Source organism: Castellaniella sp. (genome assembly GCF_004321985.1).
GTDB lineage: Bacteria > Pseudomonadota > Gammaproteobacteria > Burkholderiales > Burkholderiaceae_B > Castellaniella.
Window position 1 is genome coordinate 1 of the sequence record NZ_SCQN01000086.1, and the last position, 1317, is coordinate 1317.

Consider the following 1317-nt stretch of genomic DNA (forward strand, 5'->3'; position numbering starts at 1 on the left):
GCTGAAATGCGGCCCCGCCGCGTCGAGCAGTACGCTGCGCAATCGCGGCTGCTGTCTCGCCGCATCGAAGGCTGCATGTAGCGCTGCGATCATTGCCGCGTCGACGATATTGGCCTTCGGCCGATTGAGCCGCAGGCGCAGAAGCGCGCCATCGTGCTCAGTCCAGTGGCACAGCGGGTCGGTGTCGCTCATTTTTTCGAGCCGGGCTGGATCGAATCGTGCAGCGAACCGACCCAGCCTTCACCGGCGGCGAGCTTACGACGCAGCAGCACGAAGTCAACTTCGCGGTCGTCCTTTGGGCCATCGTTGAACGCGGTGAAGCCGGCACGCGCCTCGGTCACCATGTTCAACGCCAGCCAGGCGCGCGAGTTCTCCTTATTGCGGTTCCAGGCGTCGAGCTTGGGTTTGCGCAACTCCTCGATCGTCTTGGTGGTGCAGTCAGGGAAAGTGAGCAGCATCTTGGCGCAGAGTTCTTCGACCTTGGCATCGAGCAGCGACAGGTCGACCTTGCCCGAAGCGAGCAGCGCCTTGGCCTGCTTGGCCGCTGCGCCAGTCTTGAATTCGCCGTAGGTGTTGCGTCCGAACTCGTCGACCAACGTCTGGGTCTCGACCAGCGGGTTGGCGACGAACTTGCCGTCGACCGTTAACGCCGGAACGATATCGGTCAGCACACCCATCTGGTACGCCTTGTGCGCCGAGAACGGTTCGCACAGCACGCACGCGATCATTGCGCGCTCTGCGCCGACCATCACCGGCAGGAAGTCAGTGGCGCCGCCGATCGGTGCCGAGCCATGCTTCGGTCCCGCCTGGCCAAAGCGCGCCAGATCCTGTGCGACCGAGAAGTCGCAAGCCATGCCGATCTCCTGGCCGCCGCCGATGCGCATGCCATTGACGCGGCAGATCACCGGCTTGTCGCAGGCAAGGATGGCAGAGACCATGTCGTTGAAAAGTCGCATGTATTGTCGGTACTCCTGCGGGTGGCCGGCGTAGTACTCGGCGTACTCCTTGGTGTTGCCGCCGGTGCAAAATGCCTTATCACCGGCACCGGTGAAGACGACGCAGTTGACGTCGCGCGCGTTTGACGCGGCACGGAACGCGAGGATCACACCCTTAACCATGTCAGTCGTGTATGAGTTGTACTGGCTTGGGTTGTCGAGCGTGATCCAGGCGTTGTAGAGGCCCGCCACTGTTTCGCCCGCTGGCGTCTTCGCTGGACGCTTCTCGTAGCTGACGCCGGGTTTGGTGACATCATCGAAGAGATCGTGGCTCTTCACCTCGTGCAGGGTGGCGAGCGTCTCGAGAGTGTTCATTGGAACT

At 62.3% G+C, this 1317-nt stretch carries 1 protein-coding gene and 1 pseudogene; both read right to left on the minus strand.

The window, feature by feature from the left end; genetic code table 11:
* A pseudogene (locus tag EPN31_RS16660) lies at positions 1-192 on the minus strand (enoyl-CoA hydratase); the annotation flags it as partial.
* Positions 189-1317, minus strand: a 1129-nt coding sequence (oah, locus tag EPN31_RS16665) for a 6-oxocyclohex-1-ene-1-carbonyl-CoA hydratase (RefSeq protein WP_291775947.1), incomplete at its 5' end; no start/stop codon positions are given. The pseudogene EPN31_RS16660 and the gene oah, both read right to left, overlap by 4 nt.